The 16,722-nt window shown below is 43.7% G+C and carries 15 protein-coding genes; 1 reads left to right on the top strand and 14 read right to left on the bottom strand.

Translation table 11 applies throughout. The annotated features are described in order from the left end of the window. Position 1: 1 nt before the first annotated feature. The 11 genes from IGJ12_RS08390 to IGJ12_RS08340 form a co-directional block, all read right to left on the bottom strand. Positions 2–1,081, bottom strand: a complete 1,080-nt coding sequence (locus IGJ12_RS08390) for a carbamoyl phosphate synthase small subunit (protein ID WP_005235984.1) — start codon at positions 1,079–1,081, stop codon at positions 2–4. Between the two features lies 1 nt (position 1,082). Beyond that, complete coding sequence (locus tag IGJ12_RS08385) at positions 1,083–2,366, bottom strand: dihydroorotase (RefSeq protein ID WP_016620156.1); 1,284 nt, start codon at positions 2,364–2,366, stop codon at positions 1,083–1,085. A 36-nt stretch (positions 2,367–2,402) separates the two neighbouring features. Further along, positions 2,403–3,329 carry an aspartate carbamoyltransferase catalytic subunit gene (locus IGJ12_RS08380; protein ID WP_005235988.1) on the bottom strand — a complete coding sequence of 309 codons (927 nt, stop codon included), beginning with the start codon at positions 3,327–3,329 and terminating at the stop codon, positions 2,403–2,405. A gap of 47 nt (positions 3,330–3,376) precedes the next feature. Then, on the bottom strand, positions 3,377–4,657 hold the full coding sequence (locus tag IGJ12_RS08375) for a solute carrier family 23 protein (protein WP_005235990.1): 1,281 nt from the start codon (positions 4,655–4,657) through the stop codon (positions 3,377–3,379). Positions 4,658–4,676: 19 nt separating this feature from the next. Further along, positions 4,677–5,213, bottom strand: a complete 537-nt coding sequence (gene pyrR / locus IGJ12_RS08370; protein ID WP_005235992.1) for a bifunctional pyr operon transcriptional regulator/uracil phosphoribosyltransferase PyrR — start codon at positions 5,211–5,213, stop codon at positions 4,677–4,679. A gap of 243 nt (positions 5,214–5,456) precedes the next feature. Beyond that, positions 5,457–6,365: an RluA family pseudouridine synthase gene (locus IGJ12_RS08365; RefSeq protein WP_061054170.1), complete on the bottom strand. Its 909-nt coding sequence runs from the start codon at positions 6,363–6,365 to the stop codon at positions 5,457–5,459. Continuing rightward, positions 6,349–6,834 carry a signal peptidase II gene (gene lspA, locus IGJ12_RS08360; protein ID WP_005226122.1) on the bottom strand — a complete coding sequence of 162 codons (486 nt, stop codon included), beginning with the start codon at positions 6,832–6,834 and terminating at the stop codon, positions 6,349–6,351. The genes IGJ12_RS08365 and lspA overlap by 17 nt, the downstream gene beginning before the upstream one ends. After that, a complete protein-coding gene (locus IGJ12_RS08355) occupies positions 6,831–7,538 on the bottom strand; it encodes a CBS domain-containing protein (protein ID WP_005235996.1) in 708 nt (235 codons plus the stop codon). The genes lspA and IGJ12_RS08355 overlap by 4 nt, the downstream gene beginning before the upstream one ends. Beyond that, positions 7,531–7,938, bottom strand: a complete 408-nt coding sequence (locus IGJ12_RS08350; protein ID WP_005235998.1) for a hypothetical protein — start codon at positions 7,936–7,938, stop codon at positions 7,531–7,533. Before IGJ12_RS08350 ends, IGJ12_RS08355 begins: the two co-directional genes overlap by 8 nt. A 228-nt stretch (positions 7,939–8,166) precedes the next feature. Further along, entirely contained in the window at positions 8,167–9,837 is a 1,671-nt protein-coding gene (locus IGJ12_RS08345) for a formate--tetrahydrofolate ligase (protein WP_430619564.1), read from the bottom strand. A 208-nt stretch (positions 9,838–10,045) separates the two neighbouring features. Beyond that, the gene (locus tag IGJ12_RS08340; RefSeq protein WP_087664149.1) at positions 10,046–10,456 is read right to left on the bottom strand and encodes an EbsA family protein; all 411 of its coding nucleotides are present in this window, start codon (positions 10,454–10,456) and stop codon (positions 10,046–10,048) included. 65 nt (positions 10,457–10,521) lie between these two features. On the opposite strand from IGJ12_RS08340, the gene IGJ12_RS08335 reads away from it, so the two are divergent. Continuing rightward, positions 10,522–10,938: a ribonuclease HI family protein gene (locus IGJ12_RS08335; protein WP_005236004.1), complete on the top strand. Its 417-nt coding sequence runs from the start codon at positions 10,522–10,524 to the stop codon at positions 10,936–10,938. Here the strand turns inward: IGJ12_RS08335 and cls are convergent. The 3 genes from cls to alaS form a co-directional block, all read right to left on the bottom strand. After that, positions 10,918–12,384, bottom strand: coding sequence for a cardiolipin synthase (gene cls / locus IGJ12_RS08330; RefSeq protein ID WP_430619563.1), 1,467 nt, complete (start codon positions 12,382–12,384; stop codon positions 10,918–10,920). The two genes, IGJ12_RS08335 and cls, sit on opposite strands and share 21 nt — an antisense overlap. Positions 12,385–12,408: 24 nt before the next feature. After that, positions 12,409–13,551, bottom strand: a complete 1,143-nt coding sequence (locus IGJ12_RS08325) for a cation diffusion facilitator family transporter (protein ID WP_005236009.1) — start codon at positions 13,549–13,551, stop codon at positions 12,409–12,411. A gap of 277 nt (positions 13,552–13,828) precedes the next feature. Continuing rightward, positions 13,829–16,471 carry an alanine--tRNA ligase gene (gene alaS / locus IGJ12_RS08320; RefSeq protein WP_005236010.1) on the bottom strand — a complete coding sequence of 881 codons (2,643 nt, stop codon included), beginning with the start codon at positions 16,469–16,471 and terminating at the stop codon, positions 13,829–13,831. Positions 16,472–16,722 lie beyond the last annotated feature (251 nt).

The raw sequence follows: 16,722 nt of genomic DNA, 5'->3' as shown, positions 1-16,722 counted from the left end.
ATTAGTTCTGCTCCTTCCAAGCATCGATCATCTCTAAAAATTCGTCAAATAAGTGTACCGCATCATGCGGGCCCGGTGCCGCATCTGGGTGGTACTGAACACTGAATGCTGGGTAGCGGCGATGACGAACCCCTTCGATCGTGCCATCGTTCACTTCGACGTGTGTCACCATTAGTTTTTCAGGATCGATGGATGCTTCATCCACAGCAAAGCCATGGTTTTGTGAGGTAAAATCGATCCGACCAGTGGCGATCTCTCTTACCGGATGGTTCAATCCGCGGTGACCGAACTTCATTTTATAGGTATCTGCCCCATTCGCTAATGAGAAGAGCTGATGGCCTAAACAAATCCCGAAGATCGGTACCTTGCCTTGAATCCCTTGTATCATTTTAATTGCTTCTGGCAAGCTTTTAGGATCACCCGGTCCATTTGTCAGCATTACACCATCTGGTGCGAGGTCTAAAATTTCTTGCGCTGTCGTATTGTATGGTAAAATCGTTAAATTGCAGTTGCGGCGTGACAATTCCCGTAAAATACTGTGCTTCAAGCCGAAGTCGATGACCACGATATTGCGACCCGTTCCAGGACTTGGATAAGGTTTTGAGGTAGAAACTTGTGCCACTTGATTGGTTGGTAAAACCGCCGCTTTTAATTGATCAAAGGCATGGTCAAAGACATCTCCTGCATCAACGATACTCGCTTTCATGGTCCCATGTTGACGGATCTTTCTTGTCAGCGCGCGTGTATCGATTCCTGCGATCCCTGGAATATTTTTGCGTTTTAAAAATTCATCTAACGTCAGCTGTTTCCGCCAATTGCTCGCTAGACGCGCGTGTTCTTTCACAACGACCCCTTTACAAGTCGGTGAAATTGATTCGTAGTCGTCTCGGTTGACGCCGTAATTTCCAACCATCGGATACGTAAACGTAATGATTTGTCCGTTAAAACTTTGATCCGTAATGGCTTCTTGATAGCCCGTCATGCTGGTGGTAAAAACAATCTCACCAAAAACATTGATACTGGCACCAAAGCCTTCGCCTTCAAAGTATGTTCCATCTTCTAAAATAAGCCAACGTTTCATATTATTGCCCACCTTTTTGCCATACTAATTTTCCATTTACAAATGTATAACTTGTATCCCCATATAACGTCCATCCACCGAAAGGCGTATTGACTCCTTTTGATAGAAATTGCTTAGGATCCACGTTATAAGCTGATTCTAAGTCAAAAATCGCGAGATCGGCTTTGTCTCCGACCATCATCGTTCCGGCGCTTAGACCAAAGATTGATGCTGGTTTCACGGTCATCCAATCCACTAGTTGCTGCAAGGTAAAGCGTCCTGTTTTGACAAAATGAGTGTACAACAATTGGAAGGCATATTCTGATCCGACGATGCCAAATGGTGCTTTTAAAAAGCTTTGCATTTTTTCTTCATAGCCATGTGGGGCATGATCCGTCGCGATACAATCGATCGTGCCATCCAGCAGACCTTCGATCAACGCTTCACGGTCTTCTTGCCCACGTAACGGTGGGTTCATTTTCCAAAAGCCTTCATCGGCAGGAATATCTTCATCGATTAGAAGCAAATGATGAGGAGAAACTTCAGCTGTCACATGGATACCAGCTTTTTTGGCCTCTCGGATCACTCGAACACTTTCTTTGGTCGAGACATGGCAGACATGGTAATGAGCACCCGTTGCTTCCGCCAAAAGTACATCACGAGCGATTTGAGAAGCTTCCGTTACACTCAAGATCCCCGGTAGTCCAAGTTCTTCTGCTTTTTTACCAGCATGCATCACGCCGCCAAAGAGTAAGGAGTCATCTTCTGTATGGGCAACCAAGGCCAAGTCATTTTCGGCTGCTTGCTTCATTGCCAGATACATTGTGCCAGCAGTCTGAACACCCACGCCATCGTTCGTCAAGGCGAAAGCGCCAGCAGCTTTCATTCCAGCTGCATCCGTCAACGTTTCACTGCGTAAGTTTTCTGTGATCGGGGCGTATTGTAAGACATTGATTGACGCATCTGCGTTGATTTTTTCGTAAACAGCTGTTAATTTTTCCGGTGTATCGGGAACTGGGTCAAGGTTTGGCATTGCGCAAACTGTCGTGAACCCACCGCGAGCTGCTGCGATGCTGCCCGTTTCAATTGTTTCTTTGTACTCAAAGCCTGGTTCTCTGAAGTGTACATGAACATCCACTAAACCTGGCGTGATCAATTGCTCTTTGGCATCGATGACTTCGTCAAAATCTGTTTCGGGAAATGCTGTACCGATCCCGCGAATGATTCCTTCTTCGATCCAAATTGCTGCAGGAACACAGTGATTGTCTTTTTTGATGATTTTACCGTTTTTAATGAGTGTTTTCATGTAAACTTCCTCCTCTAATTCTTTCCTTTTTGCCTGTTAGGCCTTACCGTTCAACACCGCTTCAAGAATCGCCATTCGAACAAAGACGCCATTGGACATCTGTGTGATGATTCGTGAGCGTAAGCTTTCAACTAAGGCATCAGCCAATTCCACATCGCGATTGACCGGCGCTGGGTGCATTATGATCGCATGCTCTTTCATTCTTGCGGCGCGTTCGACGGTCAACCCGTGATTTTTTAAGTATTCTTCTTTGGAAAAGCTTTCCGTTCCATCATGGCGCTCGTGCTGGACACGAAGCATCATCATAACATCGACTTCTGCGACCAATTCGTCTAATGGTAGCCAATGACCGTATACTTCAAATTCTTCGTCATACCATTCCTTTGGACCTGAGAAGAAGACTTTCGCTCCGAGACGCTTCAACATTTGCATGTTTGATTTTGCGACCCGTGAGTGGGTGATGTCACCTACGATTGCGACTTTCAAGTCGTCAAAATGCCCAAACTCTTCATAGATCGTCATCAGATCTAGCAAGCATTGCGTTGGGTGTTGGCCGCTGCCGTCCCCGCCATTGATGATACTGCACTGGATCGTTTTGCTTTGGATCAAAGCGTCGTAGTAATTTTCATCGCCGTGGCGAATGACCGCAACGTCTACACCTAAAGCCGACATCGTCAAGACCGTGTCATATAAGGTCTCGCCTTTTTGAACAGAACTGGTGGAGGCTTCAAATTCGATGACTTCGATCCCTAGTTTTTTCTCAGCAACATCGAAGCTTTTGTGGGTTCTGGTACTGTTCTCAAAAAAGAGATTTGTTGCGAAATATTGTTCTTTTTGGGGCATCCATTTCGCCCCTCTTTTGAATTCTTGTCCTCTGCGGATGAGTCCCATCACTTCACGGTCCGTCAATGCTTCTACCGTCAAAAGATGCTTTAAGCTGATTCTTTCGGATTGAATAATCATGAATGAATTCCTCCTTTGATTCTGTTTAAACGATGAGTTGGCACAAGTTATTTTTCTTCGCTGCGAGAGCTGTCAGGTAAAATAAGATTCAAGAAGATCCCTAGGACAGTTGCTAACGCCATTGCGGATAATGTGAAGGTACCGACCGTGAAGACAAGACCGCCGATTCCTACCACAAGGATCACTGACGCAATGATCAAATTCTTCTTACGATCAAAATCGATTTTGTTGTCGATCAAAATTTTCAACCCGCTGGCAGCGATGACGCCAAAGAGCAGGAAGCTGATCCCTGAGATGACTGGACCAGGAATACTTAAGATCAATGCGCTTAGTTTTCCAACGAAGCCTAGTACGATGGCTAGAACTGCTGCACCACCGATGACGAACACACTGTGGACCCGTGTAATTGCTAAAACCCCAATGTTTTCTCCGTAACTTGTCACTGGGGGGCCCCCAACGAGACCGGCTGCAATCTGAGCAAACCCATCTCCCAATAGTGTTCGGTTCAAGCCTGGCTCTTCAAAAAAGTTCCGCTTCGTTAATTTGTTCAAGACCATCAGATGACCGATGTGTTCGGTCATGGTAACAAAAGCGATCGGCGCCATCGTAGTGATTGCATTCAGATACAGTTTTGGTTCATAGTTAATGAAGGGAATCTCGAAGCTTGGCATGCCAAACCAGTTGGCGTCAATGATGGGCTGCACATCGACGATCCCCGCTGCTAAGGCGATCAAGTATCCGCCCACAATCCCCAGAAGGATCGGGATCAATCCTAAAAACCCTCGCAGAAACATATTGAAGAAAATCGTTAATCCTAAGGTAGCCAAAGCTACCAGAATGTACTTGAAATCGTAGACTGAGTCATTGTACATTGCATTCTGGGCGGCGTTAGCGGCTAACCCTAATCCAATCACCATAATCACAGGACCGACAATGATCGGTGGTAAGATCTTATCCAACCAAGCTGCACCGGCACGTTTAATGATCATCGAAACGATCACGTAAACCAACCCAGTCGTGATGGCGCCTTGTGCGATAGCTGGGTAGCCATCAGATTTCATCAGCATCTGCATCGCTGCGATAAACGCAAAGCTGCTGCCTAGATACGCAGGAATCTTCCCTTTCGTTGTGACCAAGTAAACCAATGTTCCAATACCTGAACTAACTAAAGCGATGCTGGGGTTGATCCCAACGAGGATCGGAACTAATACTGTTGCCCCAAACATCGTGAAAAGATGTTGTAAGCTTAGACCTAACCAAGGCAGTGCTTTGGGCCGATCTTTGATGTCTAAAACTGCGTCTGGATTACGAAATTCTTGCTTCTGCATGTTGCTGTCACTCTTCTTCCTAGTCGTTTTCTTTATTGATCATGATCCGGTCAGAACCATCTGATTCTTCCATCTCCACGATAATTTCTTCACTTAAAGCAGTTGGAATATTTTTCCCAACGAAATCTGCCCGAATCGGCAGTTCACGATGACCGCGGTCAACTAGAACGGCGAGTGAGATTCGCTTTGGTCGACCAATATCCATGATGGCATCCAAAGCTGCCCGAATCGTCCGTCCTGTAAACAAGACATCATCGATCAAGATGACTTCTTTGCCATCAATGGCAGTCGGGATGTCTGATGAATGGATCTCTGGATCATCTTCTGCCTTTTTGTCATCTCGGTACAAGGTGATGTCCAATTCACCGACAGGTACTTCTACGCCTTCTAGTTGTTTTAAACGTTCTGCTATTCGTTGAGCGATATAGATGCCTCTTGTCTTGATTCCTACCAGCACCAAGTTATCAATGCCGCGATTTCTTTCAATAATTTCATAGGTGATCCGCGTTAACGCTCGTTTCATTGTTACTGCATCTACTACTTCTTTCGCTGCCATATGTTATTCCCTCCTAATTTTGAACATAAAAAAACTCCTACCTGCTTGAGGTAGGAGTCATGTTTTCCGATCGTTGCCTAAAATCCCATTCTGTGGATTTTGGGTACACGTTATCATCTAGTAAGGGTTCGAATCTCCAACGCGGGAGTCGTCTGCTTACTCATTCCTTCTTAGCCTCACGGGACTACATTTAAAGGAGCTATTTAGTTGTTACAATTACTATACAGTTCTCACACAAAAAAATCAATCATTTTTTCGCAATTTTTTTAACGTGTCCGCGAACAGCTCTGGTAATGGGGCTTCAAAGACCATTGACTCACCCGTAGCGGGATGTGCGAAACCTAAAAGCTTGGCGTGTAAAAACTGGCCGTTGCCTTTTAAGGTACGCTTTGGTCCGTAGATTGGGTCACCGGCTAACGGGAACCCGATATATTGCATATGCACTCTAATTTGGTGGGTTCTTCCAGTTTCCAATTGCAATTCCACCAAGGTAAATTGATCAAAGCGTTCCAACACGGTGAAATGAGTCACTGCGGGTTTGCCATTCTCGATCACGGCTTGCATTTTCCGATTGACTTTCGAGCGGCCGATCGGTGCATTGATCGTGCCTTTTTCGTGGCTGATATTGCCATGGACCAATGCCACATACTTGCGTAACGAGGTTTTGTCTTTCAATTGTTTCGCTAACGACTCATGCGCCTGATCATTTTTGGCAATCATTAACAGACCCGACGTATCTTTGTCGATTCGATGAACGATTCCTGGCCGAACAACATCATTGATCGTGGATAAATCATCCATATGGTACAATAACGCATTGACCAAGGTGCCATTTGGATGCCCAGCGGATGGATGAACCACCATCCCTTGCGGCTTGTTGATGACTGCCACATCAGCATCTTGATAGACGATCGTCAAAGGAATATTTTCTGGCTCTAAATCTACTACTTCCGGCTCTGGCACTTGGATGACCAAGTGATCGCCTGCTTTTACTTTATAATTAGCCCGAACCGTTTCACCTTCTAAAGTAACGGCATCTTCTTTCAGCCATTGTTGAACTTGTGAACGGCTATGGTCAGGCAAGCGTTCAGCCAACACTTTGTCGACCCGCCCTTTTTCTTCTTTAATGATTACTTCAATTTGCTTTTCCATTTGATTCTCCTTGTTTCCCTTTTGCTTCGTCATCTACCAGTGCATAAATAAAAATCAAGATTACCCCAAACACTAATGACATATCAGCGATATTGAAAATTGGGAAATTGATAAAATCAAGCTGGAACATGTCCACCACAAAGCCATGCTGCAAGCGATCGATGAAGTTTCCGATAGCGCCACCTAGAACAAATGCCAATCCAAAGCGAAACCACAAACTGCTTTTTTGGTAACGAAACAATAGGTAAACAACGACGGCAACCGCGATAACGGTGATGATCGCAAAAAAAGTGATTTTTCCTTCTAGAATACTCCAAGCTGCACCGGTATTCTGAAGATAGGTCAGGGACAACACATTGTCGATCAGAGAATGTGTTTCACCTAGTTGATAATTGGCAACGATCCAAATTTTCAGCCATTGATCCAAGCCAATGACAACAGCACTTAACAAAAAAAACAACGCGATCATAAATTTTCCACTCTTTCTTCTTTAAAAATATCTCGTGGACGGATGATGCCCAAGAGATTTCCATTCGGATTTTTATCCTTGGTGATCAAAACCGCCTCAAGCAGGGCATTTTTTTGAAACAATTCTTCCACTTCTACGATGGTCGTTTCTGCCGACACGAAACAATAATTTGATCGTTTCCCATCTCCTGCTAATAATTCATCTGCCGTTCTGCCTGTCAACTTGATTTCACCATGGAGGCTTTCTTTCGCTAACCAGTATCCCAGCATCCGCAAAGTGATCAAGCCCAAAAATCGACCATTATCATAGATCGGAAATTGTGAATAGCGCTTTTGGGCAACGATTTTCAATAACTCTGGTAATGGCAGGTGCTTTTCAAAACCAGTCACTCGTTTCGCAAAACGCGGCATGACTTTTTCAGGTGCCAGTAAAGAGCGTTCAATTTCTTGAATGCGATTGACGACCCATTCATTCGGTTCAGCAATGACAAAGTTTTCTCCGATTTTTTCATGTACGATGGCATTGCGCAGCTGAGCCATTTGTAATAGATCATCTTCTGCTCTTCTGACATTGATATTTTTGCTTTTTGACAAGCGACGAACCATTTCAGAAAAACCCATATTCCGTGGATTATCCAATTCGTCACGAAGCCGCTTTTCGATTCGATTAAAACTACTCAAAAATTGATCTGCACCACTAGCCATGAGGAACCTCCTTGATAAGATACGCTTTTTTCAAATAAATCAAAACAAAGACAAAATATGCCACCAAATACACCCCGACAAAAAGCAACGAGTAAAGGGAGATAGAGAATAAGCCCAATACCCCCATCATGAGAAAAAGGCTTAAATAAAAGCCGATATATAATCTTTTAAGCGTAGGATTCATCACGATCTCCAGCTTGAGCGCTGATTGGCCTTGTGGTAGCTGAAAAGGCTGACTTTCTAAAAAAAACATGCGCACACGAATCGGTGTCTGCTCAGCTAACTCTAAAAAAATCGTTTGCTGATGATTGATGGCAGCGATTCTTTTTTTCCCTTGCATGACCTCTAAGGGACTGCCCATTCCATAAAAACCAGTCCTCCTAGTTAGTTGTAGCTCCATTGACAAAGATCACCTCAATTGGTTAAGTATACTTGATTATCAAAAGAAAGAAAATAGACTTTTGCTTGCTTCCTTGATTATTATAACAAGAATCCCTACTTTTATCTTCCATCACGTCTAATGAACGAGAAAAAGACGAATGCCGCTTGCATCCGTCCTTTCAAATCATCTCTTTCCGTTTTTTCGTTTCAAATGCAGCGAATGTCTTCTTTGCTTGTGATCACTCTTTTAGAAAAGACCGATTGCTTGGCCATCAGAAGTCACGTCCATATTGATAGCCGCAGGTTTCTTCGGTAATCCAGGCATTGTCATCACGGCACCAGTCAAGGCAACGATAAAGCCAGCACCTAATTTTGGCACGAATTCGCGAATCGTTACTGTAAAGTCATCTGGTGCGCCCAATCGCTTTGGATCATCACTGAAGGAATACTGGGTTTTTGCCATACAAATCGGCAGCTGATCCCAGTCTTGCTCTTTGAAGCTTTGTAACTGCGCTTTGGCTTTTGGTGCAAACTCAACCTCAGCTCCTCCATAGATTTCCCGCACGATCAAAGAAGCTTTATCCGCTAAAGGCAAATCGTCGGTATACAAGCGATGATAGTTGGCGGGTTTTTCCTCGATTAGTTGAACCACTGCTTTTGCTAGATCCGTTCCACCGGCGCCACCTTCTGCCCAAACGGCTGTCCGTGCGATGGTGACGTCGATTTGCTGGCACAAGGTTTCGACTAATGTTCGCTCCGCTTCTGTGTCTTGTGAGAACTCATTAAGCGCAACGACAACTGGAATACCATATTTACGCATGTTTTCAACATGACGCTTTAAATTACTGAAGCCTCGCTCTAATGCTTTTAAGTTTTCTGTCCCTAAATCAGCGACAGCGACCCCACCATGCATCTTCAGTGCTCTGATCGTTGCTACCACTACGATCGCATCTGGTGCCTTTGATAAATTCGGTGTTTTGATATCAAGAAATTTCTCTGCGCCTAAGTCAGCACCAAACCCAGCTTCGGTCACCGTGTATTTGCCTAAGTGCAAAGCCGTCTCGGTTGCGATGACACTGTTACACCCATGGGCGATATTCGCAAAAGGTCCGCCATGGATCAGCGCAGGGGTTCCTTCAATCGTTTGAACGAGATTCGGTTTGAGGGCATCTTTTAAAAGTAAGGCTAAAGCACCTTGGACCGCCAAATCTTTTACGTAAATTGGTTGTTTCTCAAAAGAATAACCAATTAAAATCTTTCCTAATCGCTCTTTTAAATTATCAATGCTTGTTGCCAAGCACAAAATCGCCATGATTTCACTAGCAACGGTGATGTCAAAACCGTCTTCTCGGGGAACGCCTTGTAACGGTCCCCCTAGACCGACAATCACTTGTCGTAACGCTCGATCATTCAAATCGACAACGCGTTTCCATGTGACCCGACGTCCGTCGATCCCTAATTCGTTGCCTTGTTGGATATGATTGTCGATCAACGCAGACAAGGCGTTATTGGCAGCCGTGATCGCATGCATATCACCTGTGAAATGTAAGTTGATGTCTTCCATCGGTAGAACTTGTGCTTTGCCGCCGCCGGTGGCGCCGCCTTTGATGCCCATTACTGGGCCCAATGATGGCTCACGTAAGGCGATGACGGTTTGCTTGCCGATTTGATTTAACGCATCTGCAAGTCCAATGGTCACGGTTGATTTACCTTCCCCTGCTGGCGTTGGGCTGATCGCTGTGACTAAAATGAGTTTACCCAGCGGATTGTTTGCTTTTTCGTTGATTGCTGACCATTCGATTTTTGCTTTATATTTGCCATAAAGTTCTAGGTCATCCCCTGTTAAACCAAGTGGTTCAGCAATTTCAATAATCGGTTTAGGCATTGATTCTTGTGCAATTTCGATATCTAATTTCATTTTTACCCTCAATTCACGAACTATTTAGCACTTTAAAATGTATTTTGTTTGCTATGCTCTTATTATACTTGATTTTATTCAGAAAGAAAGAGAGATTTTCCACACTTTTACAAGAAGTTTGCCGAATCCTCTATGTAAACAAAAACAACGTCCTTCCTAAGGCTGTGCCGCCAAAAGGAGTGATCGCTGTTTTCTAGATTTCTATGAATTACTCGTTGGTTTCGACCTGCACCCTTTTTTCAGGGATTTTTTCTTGAAAAAAAGTTTCTAACCATACCACATCTTTTTTACGTAACGTGAAGGTATACGTTTTTTGATGATCGGTAATGCTGATTAAATGGTTTTCAATTTGCCATTTTTCTATCTCAGGTAAAGAAACAAGGCGTTTCTTCCATAAGCGGGCATAGCGAATAAGGAGCAAATCATTTCTGATGAGCATGCTTCGGTGAATACCTAACCATACAAAAAAGAAAAAGACGGCTAAAACGAGGTTGCTTTTCCAATAAGGTCTGGTATTTTCTAACGAAAGAATCAAACTGATAAATAATATCATCATAGTAAACGACCAATAAATGATCGCTGTAGCAGCTTCCGGTTGCCAATACAATTTACGCTTCATAAAAGTTCCTCACAACATAAAATTTCTAGTATACTATCTTTATCATATCAAAAAAGGGTGAGACAATGTTAAAAGTTTATCTTGATGCTTCCACGAAAGGCAACCCCGGCCCTAGTGGCGGTGGAATCGTCATTGTCGGTACTGATCTGCATGAGCAAATTGCGTTTCCGCTACCTGATTCAACTAACCACCAAGCAGAGTTCGCTGTGATGGTAAACGCGTTGCAGCTGCTGATTGACAAAGGGTTACAGGAACAGACGATTATGCTCTATACCGACAGCAAAGTCGTTGCGCAGACTATCGACAAGAATTATACCAAAAACCCTGCTTTTTCTGATTATTTAACGGAAATTCAATGCTTGTTGAAACAGTTCCCTTTAGCGATCATCCAATGGATCCCTGAGAGCCAAAACAAAGGTGCCGACCATTTGGCACGCCAAGGATTAGCAAAGGCGTTGAAATTAAAGGATCGGAGACAATAACCGAGAGAAGTTTTGTTTGAAGCGCAACCAGTAAGACTGCTTAGCTAAAATTTCATCCGTCAGTAATGTGGATTGCGCCATATCCTCTTCAAAGAAGCCTTTCAACGTTTGCGTGACATCGTGATCGTAGGCAAAAGCATTGACTTCAAAATTCAAGGCATAACTCCGAATGTCTTGATTTGTCGTCCCAAAGGAACTAATGGTATCATCCATCATGACCGTCTTCGCATGGAGGAAACCATTGTTATAGATGTAGATTTTTGCACCACGACGATGCAAATAATTGGCATAATGCTGTGTTGCCCGGTAAATGAATGGGTGGTCAGGCATACATGGGATCATGATTCGGACGTCTACACCTGAGTGGATGGCAATTTCCAATGCGTTCATCATACTGTCATCAGGAATCAAATAAGGCGTTTGGATCCAAATCGATTCTTTGGCAGCTAAGATCATTTTTACAAAACCGCCTTTGAGAATTTGGGTCTCACTTTCAGGACCATCAGCGACAATCTGCAAATCAACATTTCCAGAGAGCTCTTTCGGCGGTAGAATAAAGTAGCGATCCTCGTATTCCAGTTGATCCTCTTCTTTTCTTACAGATGCGTTCCAGTCACGAATAAAAATCTCTTGTAGTGTAAAACTGGCAGTACCTACGATTCTCGCATGGGTGTCTCGCCAATAGCCAAATTTGGCCTTTTTCCCTAAATATTGATCGCCGACATTAAAGCCGCCAGTCCAACCAATTTGACCATCGATCACAACGATTTTTCGATGTAGATGATAGTTCAATCGTGTGTTACGGATCAGGTTCTTCGAAGTGATGAAAGGCACGACTTTTCCACCGGCATCAATCAACGGTTGAAAGAATTTCCGATTGGCTTTCGGTGACCCCCATGGATCATAGACCAAACGCACTTCAACACCTTCACGGGCTTTATCGATCAAGATAGACAGAAATTGGCCACCGATCTCATCATTAAAAAACGAATAATATTCCACATGCAGATTATCTTCTGCTTGCTTCATGTCTTCAAACAATGCTGCAAATTTTTCTTTTCCATCTGTATAAAATTCTACTTTGTTTCCTTTAGTCAAGGGCGATTCATCAAGGTTCTTAAAATAGCGCTCTAATAGATGATTGTCATCTGAGTAAGGATGTTCAGGAAAAGAATAATTGTGCACTTTGATGATTTGATTCAACTCATTGATCCTACTTTGGTGGTGCTCACTAAATTTATAAATAATTTCTCCGTCGATCCCCCGACCACAAAACAAGTACAACAAAAACCCGATGCCGGGGATGAATACCAACGTCATCATCCAAGCAAAGACACTTGCAATCGAGCGTGGTTTCCGAAAAACAGTAATAAAGGCAGCAATCGTATTAATAAACAAAAGTGCCAATAATACCGTGGAAATCATGCTCATATCCATTTTTATCATAGTTTCCTCCTATATCCTGTAACCCTATAATAGGTAACTATGATCGAAAGCAAGCTTCAATTCATAGTCCCCTAGTGTTTCTTTGATTTTTTGTTTCAGCATTTCTTCGATTTCTTGATCACTATACGCCGATTTTGCGGGAATCACTAAATCAAACGCCAACAGATCTCCTTTGACCTGAAAATCATGCATCCGTAACTGCGGATCAACGAAGCGAATGATCTTTGACACTTCTTTTTTTAAATACCGATACTGCTGATCTTGAATTGGTACTGGATCAAGATGACAGACAAGGTCGACCTTTAAAGATTGGCGAAAATCTTGTTCAATAGCATCAATCACCTCATGCGCTTCTCGTAAAGACCACGTTTCATCCACTTCGATATGCACACTGGCAAAGCGATTTTTCGGTCCATAATTATGAACCAGTAAATCATGGTAACCGAGAATCGTCGGATAGTGATCCAAGCGCTGCTCCATGGCAGCTACTTCTTCTTGCGTTGGGCGTGCCCCTAATAATTCGTTGATAAAGGAACGAATCATTTTGATTCCGCTAATCAAAATATACAAGGCAATCAGACAGCCGACAAAGCCATCGATACGTAGGCCAGTCAACCACTCGATCGTCGCTGAAAACAAAACCGCACCCGTTGTATACACATCGTTGAGACTGTCTTGCCCACTGGCTTTAAGTGTTTGAGAGCCAATCAGGTTCGCCAATTTTCGGTACATCGCTCCCTGCCAGATTTTGATCAAAATCGATAAAACCAAAACGATAAACAATAGTGGTGAAAGACGGATACTCGTCGGTTCCATGATGCGTTGCACAGAGCTGATGAGAAATTGACCGCCAACAAACGTGATGATCAAAGATACCACAAACCCACTGATGGCTTCAAATCGCTCATGTCCATATGGATGTTCACTGTCGGCTGGTTTCGCCGAGATCCGAAAACCGATCAATGTTAAAATAGACGAGGCTGTATCTGAAAGACTGTTGATGGCATCGGCCATAATCGAAACAGATTGTGCAGATAAACCAATGATAAATTTTCCGGCAAATAATAGGAGGTTGGAAAGCAACCCGAGGCTACCTGCTAACTTCCCAATGGCTGTGCGTTCGTAGACACCATTTTTTTTGCTACGATTTAAAAAAAAGTTTAGCAAATCATCACCCTCTCAAAAAACCATCTTTCTTATTTTACCCCGAAGGAATTCAATTAAACAACTATTCGTATCGTTTTTTCGAAAAAAAAGCGAATTCCCTTCAATTATCAAACGCATTTTCAGATAACACGTAGGAAAAAAGGAAAAAGATAACGGAAGGGTCTCCCCCTCCGTCATCTTCGTTCAAAAAAGGAATGTGTTAAAGACCTACGCTCCTCTTTCACCTATCTTCTTAGAAGGAAAGGAACTCGCGGGTACAGATTCAACCATAGTGTGCTTACTTGGCAGCTAACCACGCTGCTGCGGTCTCAAGTGCTGCTGTGATTCCTTCAGGATTCTTCCCGCCGGCTTGTGCCATATCAGGACGGCCGCCACCGCCGCCACCAACTTTAGGTGCGATCTCTTTGATCAAATCGCCCGCTTTCAATCCTTTTTCATTGGCTACTTTGTTCATAGCAGCTAAAAGATTCACTTTGCCATCATTCGCGGTAGCTAACACTAAAATATCAGAATGGTCTTTTTGTTTCCATTGATCGGCTAGTTGACGTAATTGGTTCATGTCCTTAACAGTCACTTTCGCTGTGATTAGACGCAGACCATTTACTTCTTTGACATCTTTGAAAACATCCCCTGCTTGCTGATTTGCTAACTTGCTGGCAAGAGCTTCGTTTTCTTTTTGCAATTCACGTAGCTGCGCTTGCAGTTGTTCTGTTTTGGCAACGACTTCTTTTAATTGGGCAGATTTAACGATTCCTGCGATTGCTTTTAATTGCGTTTCTTCTTCATGCAATAACGTATAGGCCTCTTGACTAGTCACGGCTTCGATCCGACGAACACCAGCACCGATCCCTGATTCAGAAACGATTTTGAAAATACCGATATCCTCCGTATTTGCCACATGGGTTCCCCCACATAATTCGATCGACCAATCGGCAACATTGACGACGCGAACGTCATGCCCATATTTTTCACCAAAGAGTGCCATCGCTCCCATGCCTTTTGCGGTATCGATATCCGTTTCGATCGTCACAACAGGGAGGGCTTCCCAAATTTTTTGGTTGACGATTTGTTCCATTTGGCTCAGTTCTTCGCTGGTCACTTGCCCGAAATGACTAAAGTCAAAGCGCAAATGTCCTGGAGCAACTAATGAACCTGCTTGGTTCGCATGGCTACCTAATACTTCTTTTAACGCTTTATGCAATAAGTGAGTCGCCGTATGATTTTTGATAATCTTATTGCGACGATGCTGATCCACTTGTAAGAAATAGTTCACGCCTTCTTGTAGTGGCGCTTTGACTGTAGCAGTATGCAAGAACTGACCGTTCGGTGCTTTTTTGACATCCGTCACTTCCGCTACGATCGTACCATCTTCTGCTACGATCGTGCCTGTATCCGCAACTTGTCCACCCATTTCTGCGTAAAATGGTGTTTCAGCAAAAATCAGTTTTGCTTCACCTGTCGAAACAGAATCGTGTAACGCTTCGTCTTGGATGATCACTAATAATTCACTGTTAGCTTCAAGTGAATCATAGCCAACGAAACGGCTGTCTACTTTGATATCCGTCAATAAAGCGGATTGTACGCCCATTGAAAGCTCCGTTTGTCGAGCCGCACGAGCGCGGGCACGTTGTGCATCCATTTCTTGTTCAAACCCTTGATGGTCCACTTTCAACCCTTCGTCTTCAGCCACTTCTTCTGTCAATTCAACTGGGAAGCCGTAAGTATCATACAATTTGAAAATATCTTGACCAGCTAACGTATCTTGGTTGTCTGCTTTTACTTGGGCGATCACTTGATTTAAAATATCTAACCCTTCATTGATGGTTTCATGGAAACGTTCTTCCTCGTTGCGGATCACTTTTTCAATAAATTCTTGCTGCTCTAGTACTTCAGGATAGTAGCTTTCCATGATCTCGCCAACGATCGGTACTAATTTGTATAAGAAGGCAGCATCGATCCCTAATTTTTTCCCATGCATGACTGCACGACGTAATAAACGACGTAAAACATAGCCACGGCCTTCATTTGAAGGAAGTGCCCCATCGCCGATCGCAAAAGAAAGCGCGCGGATATGGTCTGCAATCACTTTAAAGGAGATATCTGTCGTTTTGCTGTCGCCGTAGTTCACACGACCGCTTAAATCTGCCACTGCATTGATGATCGGCAGAAACAAGTCTGTTTCAAAATTGGTTGGTGCATTTTGAACGATGGAAACCATTCGTTCCAGCCCCATCCCCGTATCAATGTTTTTATGTGGTAGTGGTTCATAGGAGCCATCTGGTTGATGATTGAATTCTGAAAAGACCAGATTCCAGATTTCCAAATAGCGCTCGTTTTCGCCACCAGGATAGTTTTCGGGATCATCTTCCGCTACGTCATTAAACTCAGGACCACGGTCATAGAAAATCTCCGAATCCGGTCCACATGGTCCTGCACCGATGTCCCAAAAGTTGTCTTCAATCTCAACGATATGCTCTGGTGTCAAGCCGACTTCTTCTGCCCAGATCCGTTTTGCTTCTGTGTCTTTTGGATAAACCGTGACATATAACTTTTCTGGATCAAAAGCCATCCATTCTGGGGAAGTCAAAAACTCCCATGCCCAATGAATCGCTTCATTCTTGAAATAATCGCCGATCGAAAAGTTTCCTAGCATTTCAAACATCGTATGGTGTCTTGCTGTTTTCCCAACGTTTTCGATGTCGTTGGTCCGAATTGATTTTTGCGCATTGGTCATTCTTGGGTTTTCAGGAACAACACTGCCGTCAAAATATTTTTTTAGCGTTGCCACCCCTGAATTGATCCATAATAGGGTTGGATCGTTGACTGGGACAAGGGACGCACTTGGTTCAATTGAATGACCTTTTGATTGAAAGAAGTCCAAAAACATTTGGCGTACTTCTGCACTGGATAATTGTTTCACGTTATTCTCCTACTTTCTTCTGTGTTCGCTTAAGATACAGGGGCTGACAAAATTGCTGGTAAGGCGCTCTTATGCCTGTAGAGTCGTTTTGACGATAAAAAAACACCATTGCAGAGCAAGGACGTCGATACGCGGTACCACCTTGCTTGCAATGATGTGACTCATTACCTCTTAGACTCGTTAACGCGGAGTGGACGGCAACATTTCTGCTGCAGTTGAGCACCAAAGGGAGCAATCCGTCTGAATTCATG

The organism is Enterococcus sp. DIV0802b, assembly GCF_050543535.1.
GTDB lineage: Bacteria > Bacillota > Bacilli > Lactobacillales > Enterococcaceae > Enterococcus_D > Enterococcus_D entomosocium.
Note: the sequence above shows the minus strand (reverse complement) of the source record. Positions and strands in the feature narration are given on the sequence as shown.